Consider the following 15,752-nt stretch of genomic DNA (forward strand, 5'->3'; position numbering starts at 1 on the left):
GGGGATCTGGTGGGGTTTCGGCCACAGGTGCGCCCCCGCGCCCGGCCAAACCCGATTCCCGACTTGCCCGAATCCCCCGCTTGCGTCTTGATCGGCACAAAGCCTGGGGGGGCAAATTATGATGGATTCTGCGGCCCGGAAACGCATCTGGGGCTGGTGGTGGTTTGACTGGGCCAGCCAACCCTACAACACATTGCTGATTACGTTCATCTTTGGGCCCTATGTGGTGTCCCAGGTGGGCGATGGCACGACCGCGCAAGCGATCTGGGGCTATGGAATCGGCGCGGCCGGGGTCTTGCTGGCCGTGCTGGCGCCGCTGCTGGGCGCCGTCGCCGACAAAAGCGGCAAGCGCATGGGCTTCGTGTGGTTCTTTTCGATCCTCTACGTTGTGGGGGCCTGGTCGATCTGGTGGTCCGCGCCGGACAGTTTCAACGTCTGGTTCGTCATGCTGATGTTCTGCATCGGCATGATCGGCATGGAATTCGCGACGATCTTCACCAACGCCATGCTGCCCGACCTGGCCCCGCGCGAGGATCTGGGCCGTGTCTCGGGCTCGGGCTGGGCCTGGGGCTATGTGGGGGGCATGCTGTCGCTCATCATCATGCTGTTGTTCCTGGCGGAAAACACCAGCGGCAAGACACTGATCGGCCTGGACCCGATCCTGGGCCTGGACGCCGCCAGCCGCGAGGGCACACGCGCGGTCGGGCCGCTGACGGCGATCTGGTATATCGTGTTCATGATCCCGTTCTTCCGCTGGGTGCGCGAACCCCGAAAGCCGGGCGCCCTGAGCATCGGCGCGGCCATTGCCGGCGCCTGGCCCGAGCTGAAATCCACCATCGCCAGCCTGCCGCGCAACCGCAGCCTGTTCGCGTTCCTGGGTTCGTCGATGTTCTACCGGGACGCGCTGAACGGGGTTTACAGCTTTGGCGGGATCTATGCGGCCGGCGTCCTGGGGTGGAGCGTGACCAATGTCGGCATCTTCGGCATCCTCGCCACCATCACCGGCGCGACCTTCGCCTGGCTGGGCGGCAAGGCCGACAGCCGCATGGGGCCGAAACCGGTGATCGTGTTCAACGTGGTCGTGCTGGCGGCGACATCGCTGGCGATCATCTTCGTGTCGCGCACGTCGGTCTTCGGCCTGCCCGTGGCCGAGACCTCGTCGCTGCCCGACATCGCCTTTTACGTTCTGGGCGCGCTGATCGGCGCCGCCGGGGGCGCGATGCAATCCGCGAGCCGCACGATGATGGTCAGGCAGGGCGACGCGGAAAAGATGACCGAGGGGTTCGGCCTGTATGCGCTGTCGGGCAAGGCCACGGCCTTTCTGGCGCCGCTGTCCATAGGCGTTGTCACCAGCCTTTCCGACAGCCAGCAGATCGGCATCCTGCCGATCTTTGCCCTGTTCATCCTGGGCCTGATCCTGTTGCTCTTTGTCCATCCGGACGGGGGCAAGCGGGCATGAGGGCCTGGCGTGCCCTTGTGCCGGCGCTGGGCCTGGCCGCCTGCGTGAGCGCCGTGGACCCGGCGATCAGCCAGGACCTGGCGAACCAGTTGTTCGGCGCGGCGACGCGCGGCACCGCGGAACCCGCGCAGGTCTACGGGTCCTATGCCCGCGGCTGCGCCGACGGCCTGGTGCAACTGCCGGAAACGGGGCCGACCTGGCAGGCCATGCGGCTCAGCCGCAACCGCAACTGGGGTCACCCCGAGATGATCCGCTTCCTCGAGGATCTCAGCCGCGAGGCGGTGCAGATCGGCTGGAACGGGCTTTATGTGGGCGACATCGGCCAGCCCCGGGGCGGGCCGATGACCTCGGGCCATGCCAGCCACCAGGTGGGGCTGGACGCCGATATCTGGATGCTGCCGCCCGGGCGGCTGAACCTGACGCGGGCCGAACGTGAGAGCCTCAGCTCGATCAGCGTGCGGACCGAAGATCAGCGCGCCGTCACCAGCGCCTGGACACCGCGACACGCCGCCCTTTTGCGCGCCGCCGCCAGCGATCCGCGCGTGGACCGCATCTTTGTCGCCGCCGCCGTCAAGATCGAACTGTGCCGCACCGCGACCCAGGCCGATACCCCCTGGCTGCAACGTATCCGCCCGATCGCCGGGCACAATTACCATTTCCACGTCCGGCTGCGCTGCCCGGCCGGATCGCCGCATTGCGAGACCCAGTCGCCCACGGTGGCCGAGCTGTCGCACGGCGGCAACGGCTGCGATGCCAGCCTGCGCTGGTGGGTGACGGATTACCTGAACCCACCCCCTTCGACCGGCCGTCCCGCGGAACCGGCGGCGCCCCGGCGACGCCACCCGCGGGAATTCACCATGGCCGACCTTCCTGCCCAGTGTTCCCAAGTTGTGCAAAGACCATGATTTCGACCCATCGCTTTTTCGCCCTTTTGCTGACGGCTCTGCTGCTGCCTCTGGCCGCGCAGGCCCAGCCAGACACCTATTACGCCGGGGTGGTCCAGCACCCCACAACCCAGATCCCGCCCGTTCAGGTCGTGGCGCGGTATGCGTTGCCGCGCATGTCGGGGGGGATCAACGATTTCTCGGGGATTGCCACCACCGACGGGGTGAACGTCCTGCTGCTGTCCGACCACGGGTTCGTCGTCTCGGGTCGGCTCGAACGGGGCTACGGCCAGCGCATCGATGGCTTTCAGGTGCGGCAGGTCGCGAACCTGCTGGACGAACAGGGCCGCCCGCTGACCGGCTCGTTGCACGATTCCGAAGGGATCGCCATCGGCCCGGACGGCGCCCTTTATGTGTCCTTTGAACAGCACAACCGGGTGCTGCGCTATGACCGGCTGGGCGCCCCCGCCCAGGCAATGGGCGAACACCGCGACTTTGACCGGATGCGCGCCGGCCGGGGGATGGAGGCCCTGGCCATCGACCGCGACGGGTCGATCTATGCGATCCCCGAACGTGCGGCGCGGGCGACCTATGGCTTTCCGTCGTATCGCTGGCGCGCGGCCGAGGGGTGGACGGGCTCGTTCCGGATGCCCTCGGACGGGGCCTTCCTGCCGGTGGGCGCCGATTTCGGGCCCGACGGCCGTCTCTATGTGCTGGAGCGCGAACAGACCGGCCAGGGATTCCGCAGCCAGGTGCGCCGCTTCGTGGTGCGCGGACGCGCCATCGGACCCGAAGACGACGTCATCATGCGCTCGGACTATGGCCAGTTCGGCGATCTCGAAGGGTTGAGCGTGTTCCGCGACTGGTCGGGGCGAATCCGTCTGCTGATGGTCTCCGATGACGACCAGGGCCGTTACGGGGCCAGCGAGATCGTCGATCTGGTCGTGAACCGCTGAGATTGCATCCGGGCCGCGCGCATCCTACCTGAAGAGGGATCAACGCAAGGGGCGCAACCCGTGGCCGAAACGCAGCAGACAGTCGAACCGGCGGTGCCCGTCCTGTGGGTGCTGGGCAAGACCGGCGCGGGCAAGACCGCGCTGGTGCGGGCGCTGACCGGGCTGGGACACCCCGGCGACGGGTTCAGCCCCACCACCCGGCAGGCGCAGGTCTATGACTTTCCGCCCGAGGCGCCGGTCGTGCGCTTTCTGGACACCCGCGGCCTGGGCGAGGCCGGCTACGACCCCGCCGCGGACCTGACCGCCGCCGAGGGCCAGGCCCAGGCCGTGCTGGCCGTGATGCGGCTGGACGATCCCGTGCAACAGCCCGTCACCGAGGTGCTGCGCCGGCTCAAGCTGCCGGTCCTGCTGGTGCACACCGGGGGCGACCTGGTGGCAAACCCGCACGCGCAGGACCGTGCGCGCAGCCATGTTCGTGCCCTGATCGGCCGCGACCTGCCCGCCGTCACCCTGTCGATGCCCCCCGACGGGCTGGTGACCGGGATCGAGGGGCTGCTGGACGCGCTGGACAGTTTCCTGCCACACGCCGGCGCGGCGCTGCGCCGGGCGGACGAGGCACGCAGCTTTCAGCGCCTGCGCAAGATCGTGCTGCGCTACGCGATCGCCGCGGGGGCCTCGGACGCGGTGCCCTTTGCCGGGATCGCCACGGTGCCGGCGGCCCAGGGCGCGATGCTGAACGCGCTGGCCCGCGCGCATCGGGTTGACCTGACCCCGGCGCGGTTGGGACTGCTGGCTTCGGCCCTGGGCACGGGGGCCTTGCTGCGCATCGGCGCGGGGCATCTGGTTCGCCAGGGCATCAAACTGGTGCCGGTCGCGGGCCAGACCCTGGGCGCCGCCGCCGCCGCCGGCACCAGCTTTGCCACCACCTATGCGCTGGGCCGCGCGGCCTCGGCCTGGCTCTATGGCGTGGCGCAGGGCGCGCCGCCCGATCGCGCGGCGCTGCGCGGGCTCTACGATCAGGCGTTGAAAGGCGCGGGCCATGCATCTGGGTGACCGCCTGCGCCGGGCGCTGCTGCGCTGGGACCGGCTGGGCCTGGCCGCGGTGCTGGCGCTGCCGCTCACGGTATCGTCGGTGCTGGGTTTCCTGTGGCTGAACGACCGCGGCTGGCTGCTGTGGTTCGCGCTGGGAACGGCGGTCTTCTACGCCGTGTTCCGGCTGGCCGTCGCTGCCGCGCGCTGGCGGGCGCGGCGGGACCGTCACGACGACGTGTCGCGCGAATTGCAGGGCCCCGAGGCCGAACCCGACTGGTCCGAGGCCGAGCGTGCCGCCTTTGACCGGGCGCGGGCGCGCATTGCCCGGCGGGTCGAAACCCCCTTGTCATGGGACACCCTGCCGATCGAGGCGCTGGCCGTGGTCGAGGCCGTCGCCACCGACATGTCCCGGGGCAGCCGCAGCGCGCTGGATTTCACACTGCCCGAGGCGCTGCTGCTGATCGATCGCGTGGCGCTGCGCTACCGGGCGTTCCTGCTCAGGCATGTGCCCTATTCCGACCAGTTGTCGGTGCGCACGCTGCATTGGCTGTGGCGCAAGCAGGACGCCGCGCTGACCGCCTGGGAAACCGGTTTTCTGGCCTGGCGCGGCTTGCGGCTGGTGCTGAACCCGGCGGTCGGCCTGCTGCGCGAGGCCGAGCGCGTGCTGGCCACCGGCTTGCAGGACCGGCTGACGGAACAATTCCGCCGCGACGCCCAGGCGATCTTGCTGGAAGAGGCCGCGCAAGCGGCGATCGACCTCTACTCGGGCCGGTTGCGGTTCACCGACACCGAACTCGCGCGGCGCAAAGACCCGGGCGCGGTCGCGCTCGCGGAACCGGAAACCCCCGTCAGGATCGTGGTCGTCGGGCAAGGCGGCGCGGGGAAATCGACGCTGGTCAACGCGCTGCTGGGCGAAGACAAGGCCGAAACCGACGCCGCCCCGGCGACGGACCGGCCCCGCGCCTATGACTGGCCCGCGATGGGCGCCGAACTGGTGGACACGCCCGGAATGGACGGCGGCGCCAAAGGGCTGAAAGCCCTGGCCGAACGCGTCGCCGGGGCCGATCTGGTGCTGTGGGTGCACCGCGCCAACCGGCCCGGCCGCGAACCGGATCGCGCCCTGGCGGACCGTCTGGCCGACGCGCCGCCCGCGCATCGCCCGCCGCCGGTGATCCATGTCGCGGCCGGCGCGGACCTGCTGCTGCGCGACTGGCCCCGCCCCGAGAACGCGCTGACCCCCGCCGACCGCGCGCGTCTGGATCAGGCCTGTGCCGCGATCGGTGCGGCGATGGGCGGCGCGGCGATCGAGAGCGCGGCGGTGATCCCGATCCGGGCCGAGGCACCGGACTGGAACCTCGATGCCCTGCGCGACGCCCTGCGCGACGCCCTGCCCGAGGCGCGCATGGTGCACCGCGCCCGCCTGCGGATCGAGGCGGCGAAGGGGACCGGACTGGGCAGCAATCTGGGGCGCGCCGGGCGGGGCCTGGGCGCCTTGGCGCGCACCCTGGGCGATCGCTGGCGGCCAAGGGGTTAGAACAGGCGCCGGGGGGCTGCCGCCCCGGACCCCCCCGCCAAAGGGGTTTTCACCCCTTTGGATACCCCCGAGGATATTTCCGGCACAAAGAAGGGTGGAGTCAGAGCCCCAGAACGGCGGCCATGTCGTATTCGCCGGCGGGTTTCCCCTGGGCCCAGAGCGCGGCTCTGAGTGCGCCGCGGGCAAAGACGCCGCGATCCGAAGCGACGTGGCGCAACACGATGCGCTCGCCATCCGCGGCGAAGAGCACGTCGTGTTCGCCGATGATGTCGCCGCCACGAATGGCGCTGAATCCGATGCTGCCGCGTTCGCGCGGGCCGGTGATCCCGTCGCGTCCGCGCACCGCCAGATCCGCGAGCCCAGCGCCCCGGCCCTGAGCCGCCGCGTCGCCCAGCATCAGGGCGGTGCCCGAGGGGGCGTCGACCTTGTGCCGGTGGTGGGCTTCGATCACCTCGATGTCGTAATCGTCGTCGAGCGCCTGCGCGACCTTGCGGGTCAGGGCGACCAACAGGTTGACCCCCAGGCTCATGTTTCCGGCGCGCACGATGACGCCGGTCCGGGCCGCCTGGGCGATCGCGACCAGATCGGCATCGGCGAAGCCGGTGGTGCCGATCACATGCGCGACGCCCATCGCCGCGGCGACGGGGGCGAGCGCCACGCTGGCGGCCGGCGCGGTGAAGTCGATCACCGCGTCGGCGCCGGCCAGCGCCTGGCGCGGGTCGTCCAGCACGGGCACGCCCGAGGGTGCGCCGCCCAGCATCTCGCCCAGATCCCGGCCGATCCAGGCGTGGCCGGGCCGTTCCAGCACCGCCGTGAGCCGCGCCTTGTCGCTGGCGCCAATGACCTGCACCAGCATCCGGCCCATGCGGCCCGAAACGCCATTCACCACGATTGCCGGTTGCTCTGTCATTCTGCGCTCCTGTCTGTGTGCTCTCTGTAACGTGGGGCCCGGCGCAGGAAAACCGCTTTTCGCGGCGCGGCGAATGGCCTAGAGGAGGGATATGTGCGCCAAACGCTTTTCTTCCGGCCACGGCCCCTCGCAGCGACAGCTGCGCGTGGCCGAGGTCATCCGCCACCGCCTGGCCGATGTGCTGGCGCGGGGCGATGTGCATGACCCCGACCTGTCGCGCCTGTCGATCACCGTGGCCGAGGTCACGACCTCGCCCGATCTGAAACACGCGACCGCCTATGTCATGCCCCTGGGGGGCATCGGCGCCGAGGACGCGCTGAAAGCCCTGCGCCGCAACAAGGCCGAGCTGCGCCATATGGTGGCGCGCGATCTGGGACTGAAGTTCGCCCCCGACCTGAAATTCGAGCTGGACGGCACTTTTGACCGGATGGACGATGCGCGGCGCCTGTTCGCGGACCCGCGCGTGCAGGCCGATGTCGCCAACCCCCCGGACGAGGACGATGAGGCGTAGCCTGTTGGCCCTGATACTGGCCGCCCTGGCGACGCCGGCGGCCGGCGCAAGCTGCCGGGACCAGGCCTTCGAGGAGGCCCGCTTCACGGTTTGCGAGGCCGAAGCCGGCCAGGACCTGCGGTTGTTCCTGCGCGGCGATGACGGGCAGGTCTATGGCTCGTTCACGCGGATCGAGGCCGCGCTGGAACCGCGCGGCGAGCGGCTGGCCTTTGCCATGAACGCCGGCATGTTCCACCTGGATCGCGCGCCTGTCGGTCTGTATGTCGAACAGGGCAGCACCGAGGGGCGCCTTGTCACCCGGGCCGGGCCCGGCAATTTCGGCATGCTGCCGAACGGGGTGTTCTGCGTCCGCCCCGCGGGCGATTTCGCCATCGTCGAAAGCCGCACCTATGACGCCGCGCCGCCCGATTGCCGCTATGCCACGCAATCCGGCCCGATGCTGGTGATCGACGGCGCGCTGCACCCCAGGTTTCTGCCCGATTCGACCTCGGCCCATCTGCGCAACGGGGTGGGCGTCAGCGCGGACGGGCAGCGGGCGGTTTTCGTCATCTCGGACGATCCGGTCACCTTTCACCGCTTTGCCCGCTTCTTTCGCGATGCGCTGGGGCTGAACCAGGCGCTTTACCTCGATGGCAGCGTGTCGCGGCTTTATGCGCCAGAGCTGGGTCGCACCGACTGGGGCGTGCCGATGGGCCCGGTGGTGGGGCTGGTCGTGCCGCGCGAGTGACCCTATCTGTGGGGCCAGAGGTGCCCCATGCTGACCATTCGCTTCGACAACACCTATGCGCGCGACCTCGAGGGCTTGTATCTGCCCTTTCAGGGCGCCGTCTCGCCCGACCCCGCGCTGGTCTGGCTGAACGAGGGGCTGGCAGACGAGCTGGGCCTTTCGGTGCCGGCACTGCGCACCCCCCAGGGGCTGGCGATGCTGACCGGAGGGGCGATGCCCGACGGGGCCTCGCCGCTGGCGATGGCCTATGCAGGGCACCAGTTCGGCGGTTTCTCGCCGCAACTGGGCGACGGGCGGGCGATGCTGGTGGGCGAGGTGATCGACCGCCACGGGCAGCGACGCGACATCCATCTGAAAGGCTCGGGGCGGACACCGTTTTCGCGCGGCGGCGACGGCAAGGCCGTGCTGGGCCCCGTCCTGCGCGAGGTGCTGATCGGCGAGGCGATGCACGCACTGGGCATCCCCACCACCCGCGCGCTGGCCGCCACCACCACCGGCGAAACCGTCTGGCGTGAGACCCCGCAACAAGGCGCGGTGCTGGCACGGGTGGCCGCCAGCCACCTCAGGGTGGGCACGTTCCAGTTCTTTTATGCCCGCCAGGAAACCGCGCGTCTGCGCCGGCTGGCGGATTATGCCATCGCCCGCCACGACCCCGACCTGAGCGGCACACCCGACCGCTACCTGGCCTTTCTGCACCGGGTCATCGCCCGGCAGATGGCGCTGGTCGCGCGCTGGATGGCGGTGGGGTTCGTGCACGGGGTGATGAACACCGACAACATGACGATCTCGGGCGAGACGATCGACTATGGCCCCTGCGCCTTTATCGACGCGCACGACCCGGCGGCGGTCTATTCCTCGATCGACCAGCAGGGGCGCTATGCCTATGGCAACCAGCCGCTGCTGGCGCGCTGGAACCTGGCCCGCCTGGCCGAGACGCTGTTGCCGCTGATCGCCGACGACCCGCAGGACGCCCTGCCCGCCGTTCAGGACGCCATCGCGGGCGCCGAATCCCTGTATGCCGCCGAACGCCGGGCGCGGTTTTCCGCCAAGCTGGGCCTGGACGGCGCCCCGGATTCGCTGATCGACGGTTTCCTGGACATGCTGACCGCGCAGGGCGCCGATTTCACAAACGCCTTTCGCGCGCTCTCACCCGATGACGACGCGCCGCTGCGCACGCTGATCGGTGCCGACCCCCGGTTCGAGGGCTGGCTGGCCGACTGGCGCGCCAGGGGGCCGGTCAATGCACGCGCGGTGAACCCGGTCTACATCCCGCGCAATCACGTCGTGGACGCCGCGCTGACCGCCGCCCAGGCGGGCGATCTGGCCCCGTTCCAGCGGTTGCTGGCGGCACTTCAGGACCCGTTCACGCGCCGGCCCGGGTTCGAGGACCTCGAAACCCCCGGAACGGCCCATATCGTGACCTATTGCGGAACCTAGACCACCCTGAGGGTCAGCGCCGGCAGATCCAGTGCGTCGCGTGTGCTCCAGACCTGGCCGGGGACGATCGGCAGCGCGCGGGTCAGCGTGCCGGTGCTGACGACGAAACCCGCGGGCAACAGGTCATCGCCGCGCTGGCGCACCAGGTCCCGCAGCGCCGCCATCGGCCCGCCACCCATGACGTTGCGCGCGTGCCCGGTGTCGGCCACCGCGCCGTCGCAGAGCAAGGCGATCTCGAAATCCGCCAACGCGGCCAGCACCCTTGGGGTCGCGGCGACAAAAGCCCCGGTGACGAGCGCGCCGTGCAACGCCCCCGCCGCGACCGTGTCGGCGGCGCGAAAGGTCCAGCCCCGAAACGGCGATTGCACGATTTCGAACCCGCGCGCCACGCGGCGCACACAGGCCGCCAGCGCCGCGTCGTCCATGTCCGGGCGGGGCGCGGCACCGAGTTCCAGCACCACCTCGGGCTCGATCTTGGGTTCCATGTAGGCGCCCGCCGCGACCGGCCCCTCGATCCAGGTGGTGTCGAACACCGGGCCGTGGATCGGCGCGTGGACGTTGTATTCCTCCCATATGGTCGAGTTGGTGAACCCGGCCTTGACCCCGACAACCCGGGCCCCGCGCCGTTCGCGCAGGGCGGTCAGCGCAGCCTGCGCGCGATAGGCGGCGGGCAGTCCGAAATCGACATCCGATTCCGTGATCGGCGCCATCGGCACCCGTGTGTCAAAAGCGTGCTGGATCGCGTCGGCAAGCGTGATCATCCCTGGTCCCCCATCCTGACGGCCATATCGAGCATTCTGCACGAAAAGCCCCATTCGTTGTCATACCACCCGAACACCCGGATCAGCCCGCCCCCCGTCACCCGCGTTTCCGGCAGGGCCATGACGATGCTTTCGGGCCGCGCGCGCAGATCCGAGGACACCAGCGGCTTCCCCGTCCAGCCGATCACACCGCCCGCCCCGGCCAGAATCGCGTTCACCGATGCCACGTCGGCGGGCTGCCCCGGCACCACGCACAGATCCACCGCCGAGACGCTCGCCGTCGGCACCCGGACCGCGGCGCATTCGATTCGGCCCGCCATGCCCGGCAAAACCCGGTCCAGCAGCCGCCCGGCCGAGGTCGTCGTCGGCACCATCGACAGGGCCGCCGCGCGGTTCCGCGCCGGATCCGAACTGCGCGGCGCATCCACCGTGGGCTGGCTGCCGGTGTAGCAATGGATCGTCGTCATCCACCCCGCCGTGACGCCGAACGCCGAGTCCAGCACCCGAACCAGCGGCGCCAGCGCGTTGGTCGTGCACGAGGCATTCGACACGACTCGCATCGCCGGGTCCAGAACCGCGTCATTCGCGCCCAGCACCACGGTCGCATCCGCGGCGTCCGAGGGTCCCGAGATCAGCACCCGGCGCGCGCCCGCCCCAAGGCCCCGTTCCGCAACCGCGCGGCTGTCCGCCTTGCCGGTGCATTCCAGCACCAGATCGACCCCGCGCAGGTCCAGCGCGGACAGGTCCGCCGCCTGCGTCAGCGGCAGGCGGTGCCCCTGCACGACCAACGCGTCACCTTGCAGCGCAACCCCGTCGAGCGGGCCGAACACGCTGTCGAACTCCAGCAGATAGGCGCAGGTTTCCGGCGGCGCGATGTCGTTGATCGCGACGATCTGCACCCCGGGCCAGCCGCCCTTCAGCCAGGCGCGCAGCACCGTGCGCCCGATCCGCCCGAACCCGTTGATGACAACCCGCATGGCGCGCCTCCAGCCGTTACGCGGATAGAGCTACGCCTCGGGGGATCAAAGCTCAACCTCGGCGGCCAGTCCCTGCGCGCGCGCCAGCTCCACCACCCGCGCCGCCACGGCAATGTCCTGCAACCCCACGCCCGTGCCGTCGAAAAGCGTGATCTCCTCGGCCGAGCGGCGCCCCTCGGCCGCGCCGGTCAGGACCGCGCCGATCGGCGTGATGTCCTCGGCCCGCAGCAGCCCCTGGGCCACCGCGTGCTGCGCCTCGCCCAGCAGGACCGATTGCGCCACCTCGTCGGCGAACACCCGGGCACGGGCCAGCAGCGCGGGCTCCACCTCCTGCTTGCCGATGGTGTCGGTGCCCATGCAGGCCAGATGCGTGCCCGGGCGCACATGCTCTGCGGCCAACGAAAAGGCCGGCGCCGAGGTGATGGTGACGATCACGTCGGCCTCGACCATGCGCTCCAGCGGAACGGCCTCGAACGGCAGGCCCAGCTCCGCCGCCACGGCGCCCAGCCTGGGCAGCATGTCGGGATGATAGTTCCAGGCGATGACCCGTTCAAACCGCCGCACCCGGGCCGCCGCGCGCAACTGGAACGCCGCCTGGTGCCCGGCGCCCACCATCCCCAACACCCGCGCATCCGCCCGCGCCAGCCGGTCGATGGAAACCGCGCTCGCCGCCGCCGTCCTGAGAGCGGTCAGCAGATTCCCCCCGACCGCCGCCTGCAGGACGCCAGTTTCCGGGTCGAACAGAAACACGGTAGACTGGTGATTGATCAGCCCCCGCGCCGCGTTCCCCGGGAAATAGCCGCCCGCCTTCACGCCCAGCGCACGGGCGTCGATCCCCGATTTGAACCCGTATTGCCGCCCGCCGCCCAGCGCCTCGCGCACCACGGGAAAATTCCGCGCCGACCCGTCCGCCATGCTCGCGAACACCGCCTCGACCGCGCCAAAGGCTTCCTCGGGCGTCATCAACCCGGCGATCATCGTTTCGGGAACCACGAACATCGGCACCCCTTTCATCTTGTCTCAAATACGCTGCGGGGGTCCGGGGGTGCAAAACCCCCGGCGCTCTCAATAGGCCTTGCCGCGGGCCGAGACGGGCCAGACGCTTTCCACCACGCCGCCCCGCACGCCGACATACCAGTCGTGCACGTTGCAGGTGGGGTCGCAGTGTCCCGGCACCAGCCGCAGCATGTCGCCCACGGCCAGCACGCCCTGGGGATCCTCGACCACGCCGTGTTCATCCGAGCATTTCACATAGCTCACGTCGTCGCGGCCGAACACCACGGGCAGGCCGGAATCCACCGACTGCGCCTTCAGCCCGGCATCGACGATCGCCTTGTTCGCCTTGGCGTGGCTCATGACCGAGGTGAGGATGAACAGCGCGTTTTCCCATTCGCCACGGTCGATCCGCTGGCCGTCGGCGTCCAGGATGCGGCCGTAATCGGCATCCATGAAGGCGTAGCTGCCGCATTGCAGCTCGTTGTAGACGCCCGAGGTGCTTTCGAAATAGTAGCTGCCGGTGCCGCCGCCGCCGACGATGTCGCAGTCCAGCCCCACGGCCTTCAGCCCGGCAACCGCATCGGCCACCATTGCCACCGCGACATCCAGCTTGGCCTTGCGGTCCTGGAAGCGGTCCAGATGCTGCATCGCGCCCTGATAGGCCTGGATGCCGGCGAATGTCAGACCGGGCGCCGCGTCGATGGCCTGCGCCAACGCCACCACCTCAGGGGTCGTGGTGACGCCGCAGCGCCCGGCGCCGCAGTCGATCTCGACCAGGCATTCGATGCGGGTGCCGTGCTTGACCGCCGCCGCCGACAGTTCGGCCACGTTGGCCATGTCGTCAACGCAGACGATGGTGCGCGCGCCCAGTTTCGGCAGTCGCGCCAGCCGGTCGATGCGCGCCGCGCCGCGCACCTGGTTGGACACCAGCACGTCCTTGACACCCGCGCGGGCAAAGACCTCGGCCTCGCTGACCTTCTGGCAACAGACGCCACAGGCGCCGCCCAGCGATTCCTGCAAGCGATAGACATCGACCGACTTGTGCATCTTGCCGTGCACCCGGTGGCGCATTCCATGCGCCTTTGCATAGTCGCCCATTTTCTTCACGTTGCGTTCCAGCGCGTCCAGATCCAGCACCAGGCAGGGGGTCTGGATCTCGGCCTCGGTCATGCCGGGCAGGGCGGGAATGTCGTAGCCGACCTCGAGGCCGGCGAAAGGGGTGGATGCGTTCATGATGGTCTCCCGAACCGTGAAAATCGCGCTGCGCCTGGGGCGGGGGTCACCCCGCCATCCAGGGCAACCTGTCCAGATCGACGTTGCCGCCGGTGATGATGACGCCGACACGCTTGCCGGCAAAGGCGGCCCTGTTCTTGAGGATCACCGCAAGCGGCACCGCGCTCGAGGGCTCCATGACGACGCGCAGGTGCTTCCAGGTCAGCTTCATCGCCTCGATGATCTCGGCGTCGCTGGCGGTATGGATTTCGCTGACGCGGTTCGACACGAAATGCCAGGTCAGCTCCTTCAGCGGCACCAGCAACCCGTCGGCCACGGTTTTCGGCGCGTCGTCGGCGATGATATGCCCGGCCTTGAAGCTGCGATAGGCGTCGTCCGCCTGCTCGGGCTCGGCCGCGATCACCTGGCAGTCGGGCGCCAGCGTGGACAGCGTCAGACAGGTGCCCGAGATCATCCCGCCCCCGCCGATCGGCGCCACCACGGCATCCAGACCGCCGGACTGCTCCCACAGTTCGCGCGCGCAGGTCCCCTGCCCCGCGATCACGCGCGGGTCGTTATAGGGATGCACGAAATCCCCACCGGTTTCCGCCTGCACCCGGGCAAAGGTTTCCTCGCGCGACGAGGTCGAGGGCTCGCATTCGGTAATCACCCCGCCATAGCGGCGCACCGTGTCCTTCTTGGCCTGCGGCGCGGTGCGCGGCATGACCACGTTGCAGGGGATGCCGCGCAATTTCGCCGCATAGCTCAGGCACGAGGCATGATTGCCCGACGAATGCGTCGCCACGCCCCGCGCCGCCTGCTCGGCACTCAGGCCGAACACCGCGTTGGTGGCGCCGCGCACCTTGAAGGCGCCCGGCTCCTGGAAGTTTTCGCATTTGAAGACCAGGTCCGCGCCGGTCAGTTCGTTCAGGTAATCCGAGGTCCGGATCGGCGTGCGCCGGATATGGGGCGCGATCCGCTCGTGCGCGGCCAGCATGTCGTCATAGGTGGGAATATACATCGTCGTCCGTCCCTTATGCCGCCGCCGCCAGGCGCACGGTGCCGCGGAAATACTCCTGCGCCGCCGCCACGCCCGATCCCAGCCGGACCGGCCAGCCCAGATCGGCCATGACCATTTCCGCCGTCGCCAGACCCGCCAGCACCATCACATCCGACAGCATCCCCAGATGCCCGATGCGGAACACCTTGCCCGCGACCGCGCCCAGTCCGACGCCAAAGGCGACGTGATACTTCTCGGCCGCCAGTTTCACGACCTCGGTGCCGTCGAACCCGGGGGGCGCGACAACCGCCGTCACCGTGTCCGAGGCCAGCGCCGGTGAGGCCGCGCAGATCTCCAGCCCCCAGGCGGCCACCGCGCGGCGCACCCCCTCGGCCAGGCGGTGATGGCGGGCAAAGACGGCGTCGAGACCTTCCTCCTCGAGCATCTCGATGGACCTGGCCAGACCCGCGATCAGGCCGACCGGGGGCGTATAGGGATAGCCGCCCGCCGCGTAGCCCTTTTGCTGGTCGCGCAGGTCGAAATAGGTGCGCGCCAGCCCGGCACCGGCCATCGACGCAAGCGCCTTGTCCGACACGCCCAGGATCGCCAGACCCGCCGGCAGCATGAAGCCCTTTTGACTGCCGGTCACGGCGATATCGACGCCCCACCGGCTGAATTCGAACGGCATCGACGCAATGGAACTGACCCCGTCCACGAACAGCAGCGCGCCATGCCCGGCACGGTCCATCGCCTTGCGCAGGCCGCCGATGTCGGACCGGACGCCGGTCGCCGTTTCGTTGTGCGTGGCCAGCACCGCCTTGATACGGCCCTGGGTGTCGGCCTTCAGCGCGGCCTGGATCCGTTCCTGCGGCATGCCGTGCCCCCAGGGGGTTTCCAGGATCTCGACCGTCAAGCCGTGCCGCTGGCACAGGTCGATCCAGCGTTGGCTGAACATGCCGAAGCGCGCGGCCAGAACGGTATCGCCCGGGCTGAGGGTGTTGGTGATCGCCGCTTCCCAGCCGCCGGTGCCGGTGGCGGGCAGCAGGAAAACCTCGCCCGCGTCCATCTTCAGCACCCGCTTCACCCCGGCCACGGCGGGGCGGAACATCGCCGCAAACGCCGGCGAGCGGTGATCCAGGGTCGCCACGTCGCAGGCCTTGCGGATCGCGTCGGGCATGTTGGTGGGGCCGGGAATGAAAACGGGGTTCTGGGCGTGCATGGTCGCGCTCCTTGATGGCTGAGCCCAAGGTAGGCGAAGCACCCGGTTCACCGCAATTTTTTTGAAATCTTTTTTCACAAAGCGAAAAACAGGGATTTTCCGTTCCAGAATAATCTGTTACACTTTTTCATAGGGCG

Annotated in this window: 15 protein-coding genes; 8 read left to right on the forward strand and 7 right to left on the reverse strand. The window is 69.5% G+C overall.

Going from position 1 to position 15,752, the window contains the following annotated elements; genetic code table 11:
* Positions 1 to 118: 118 nt before the first annotated feature.
* The 5 genes from H6900_02755 to H6900_02775 are packed head-to-tail and all read left to right on the forward strand — an operon-like array spanning position 119 to position 5,865.
* Complete coding sequence (locus H6900_02755) at positions 119 to 1,459, forward strand: MFS transporter (protein MCC0072189.1); 1,341 nt, start codon at positions 119 to 121, stop codon at positions 1,457 to 1,459.
* Complete coding sequence (gene mepA, locus H6900_02760) at positions 1,456 to 2,364, forward strand: penicillin-insensitive murein endopeptidase (GenBank protein MCC0072190.1); 909 nt, start codon at positions 1,456 to 1,458, stop codon at positions 2,362 to 2,364. Before H6900_02755 ends, mepA begins: the two co-directional genes overlap by 4 nt.
* Entirely contained in the window at positions 2,361 to 3,299 is a 939-nt protein-coding gene (locus H6900_02765) for an esterase-like activity of phytase family protein (GenBank protein MCC0072191.1), read from the forward strand. Before mepA ends, H6900_02765 begins: the two co-directional genes overlap by 4 nt.
* A 60-nt stretch (positions 3,300 to 3,359) precedes the next feature.
* Positions 3,360 to 4,352, forward strand: coding sequence for a GTPase domain-containing protein (locus H6900_02770; protein ID MCC0072192.1), 993 nt, complete (start codon positions 3,360 to 3,362; stop codon positions 4,350 to 4,352).
* A complete protein-coding gene (locus H6900_02775; protein ID MCC0072193.1) occupies positions 4,339 to 5,865 on the forward strand; it encodes a 50S ribosome-binding GTPase in 1,527 nt (508 codons plus the stop codon). The genes H6900_02770 and H6900_02775 overlap by 14 nt, the downstream gene beginning before the upstream one ends.
* A gap of 100 nt (positions 5,866 to 5,965) precedes the next feature.
* Here the strand turns inward: H6900_02775 and H6900_02780 are convergent, their stop codons facing one another.
* Positions 5,966 to 6,775, reverse strand: coding sequence for a 4-hydroxy-tetrahydrodipicolinate reductase (locus H6900_02780; protein MCC0072194.1), 810 nt, complete (start codon positions 6,773 to 6,775; stop codon positions 5,966 to 5,968).
* A 91-nt stretch (positions 6,776 to 6,866) separates the two neighbouring features.
* Here H6900_02780 and rbfA point away from each other — a divergent pair, with 91 nt between their 5' ends.
* From rbfA to H6900_02795, 3 genes are read left to right on the forward strand one after another with little or no spacing between them, the layout of a single operon-like run.
* A complete protein-coding gene (gene rbfA, locus H6900_02785) occupies positions 6,867 to 7,286 on the forward strand; it encodes a 30S ribosome-binding factor RbfA (GenBank protein ID MCC0072195.1) in 420 nt (139 codons plus the stop codon).
* The gene (locus tag H6900_02790; protein ID MCC0072196.1) at positions 7,276 to 8,013 is read left to right on the forward strand and encodes a phosphodiester glycosidase family protein; all 738 of its coding nucleotides are present in this window, start codon (positions 7,276 to 7,278) and stop codon (positions 8,011 to 8,013) included. Before rbfA ends, H6900_02790 begins: the two co-directional genes overlap by 11 nt.
* A gap of 30 nt (positions 8,014 to 8,043) precedes the next feature.
* Positions 8,044 to 9,450, forward strand: coding sequence for a YdiU family protein (locus tag H6900_02795; protein MCC0072197.1), 1,407 nt, complete (start codon positions 8,044 to 8,046; stop codon positions 9,448 to 9,450).
* Here H6900_02795 and H6900_02800 read toward each other — a convergent pair.
* The 6 genes from H6900_02800 to H6900_02825 all read right to left on the reverse strand — a co-directional run bounded on the left by H6900_02800 (position 9,447) and on the right by H6900_02825 (position 15,615).
* Positions 9,447 to 10,211: a hydratase gene (locus H6900_02800; GenBank protein MCC0072198.1), complete on the reverse strand. Its 765-nt coding sequence runs from the start codon at positions 10,209 to 10,211 to the stop codon at positions 9,447 to 9,449. The two genes, H6900_02795 and H6900_02800, sit on opposite strands and share 4 nt — an antisense overlap.
* Positions 10,208 to 11,188 carry an aldehyde dehydrogenase gene (locus tag H6900_02805; GenBank protein MCC0072199.1) on the reverse strand — a complete coding sequence of 327 codons (981 nt, stop codon included), beginning with the start codon at positions 11,186 to 11,188 and terminating at the stop codon, positions 10,208 to 10,210. The genes H6900_02800 and H6900_02805 overlap by 4 nt, the downstream gene beginning before the upstream one ends.
* 45 nt (positions 11,189 to 11,233) lie before the next feature.
* Positions 11,234 to 12,187, reverse strand: a complete 954-nt coding sequence (locus H6900_02810) for an ornithine cyclodeaminase family protein (GenBank protein MCC0072200.1) — start codon at positions 12,185 to 12,187, stop codon at positions 11,234 to 11,236.
* Positions 12,188 to 12,253: 66 nt separating this feature from the next.
* Positions 12,254 to 13,417 carry a DSD1 family PLP-dependent enzyme gene (locus tag H6900_02815; protein ID MCC0072201.1) on the reverse strand — a complete coding sequence of 388 codons (1,164 nt, stop codon included), beginning with the start codon at positions 13,415 to 13,417 and terminating at the stop codon, positions 12,254 to 12,256.
* A 46-nt stretch (positions 13,418 to 13,463) separates the two neighbouring features.
* A complete protein-coding gene (locus H6900_02820) occupies positions 13,464 to 14,417 on the reverse strand; it encodes a pyridoxal-phosphate dependent enzyme (GenBank protein ID MCC0072202.1) in 954 nt (317 codons plus the stop codon).
* Between the two features lie 13 nt (positions 14,418 to 14,430).
* Positions 14,431 to 15,615: an aminotransferase class V-fold PLP-dependent enzyme gene (locus H6900_02825; protein ID MCC0072203.1), complete on the reverse strand. Its 1,185-nt coding sequence runs from the start codon at positions 15,613 to 15,615 to the stop codon at positions 14,431 to 14,433.
* Positions 15,616 to 15,752 lie beyond the last annotated feature (137 nt).

This window comes from Rhodobacter sp., from assembly GCA_020637515.1.
Classification (GTDB): domain Bacteria; phylum Pseudomonadota; class Alphaproteobacteria; order Rhodobacterales; family Rhodobacteraceae; genus Pararhodobacter.